Source organism: Pseudomonas sp. Choline-02u-1, assembly GCF_002836515.1.
Taxonomy (GTDB): Bacteria; Pseudomonadota; Gammaproteobacteria; order Pseudomonadales; family Pseudomonadaceae; genus Aquipseudomonas.
In genome coordinates, this window is the sequence record NZ_PJBC01000034.1 from 1 (window position 1) to 1,048 (window position 1,048).

1 protein-coding gene is annotated in these 1,048 nt (G+C 53.3%); it reads right to left on the reverse strand.

Translation table 11 applies throughout. From position 1 onward, the window contains the following. Positions 1-881, reverse strand: an 881-nt coding sequence (locus CXF97_RS13975) for a transposase (RefSeq protein ID WP_101159030.1), incomplete at its 3' end; no start/stop codon positions are given. Positions 882-1,048 lie beyond the last annotated feature (167 nt).

Genomic DNA, 1,048 nt, shown 5'->3' on the forward strand with positions numbered 1-1,048 from the left:
AGTCTGATCAGCAGTATTCGCATGCAGGCGATGAGCGCGACTTTCGCGCTCTTCCCTCGCTCCCTTAGAGCCTCGTAGCGCTTTTTAAAGTCTGCTTGAAATCGGATAACAACCCAACTCGACATGTATAACGCATGCCTGACTCGTGCTCTCCCTCCGTATATCTGCCGTTTTCCATTGTGGTTTCCGCTGTCGTCGTTGTAAGGGGCTATGCCCGCTAACGCCGCCACTTCCCTGCGATCCAACTCGCCCAGCTCTGGCAAATAAACCAGCAAACTGGCGGCCGCGACTTTGCCAATCCCTTTCACAGACATGAGTCGATTGGCCTTTTCTGCATCCAAATCAAACATGCTCTGAACGAGGTGTTTTTCCAAGGCTTTGATCTGCACTTGCAGGTAACGAATATGATCTTTGGTCGCGCTGACAACGGTTGGCAACTGAGCCTGCTGAAGCCGACGCTTATTGTCGTCGCGCTGCTGAACCAAGTGCTCGCGACACTGAATCAGCTCGCGCAGAGCTTCACGCTCAGGAGAAATGACCTTTTCATTAGACCCATGCAGCACTTCGGCAAAATCAGCCAGAACTGCCGCATCAATCGGGTCGGTCTTGGCATTTTTGCCCATGGCCACCGCGAAGGCCCTGGCCCGACGAGGATTGATTCGCAGCACTTGGAGATTCGCCTGTTGCAGTGCCGCCATGACCTGGCGCTCGTAGCCTCCCGTGGCCTCCAGCAATACCCGACCAACCTCATAGCAGCTCAATCGTTTGATCAGCTCAACAAAGCCTTCAAATGTGTTTGGAATCTCGAAACCTTCTTTCTGTGGTTGAACCCAGACAACAAGGTTTGATTTAGAGATATCGATGCCGACCCAGGAAATCATGGCAAAACCCTCTTACACTCAGAAGTGAGAGTGCTCTGGCTCTGCCCACGCTTGTGATTCGAGTGGCGCTCGTTCAACTGTTCGGGCTTATCGGCCAGAGTGGAAAGGTGGATGGCAGCTTTGCTCCCACACGTGCTTCTAGCACCGCGGACTCACAGCTTGCCATC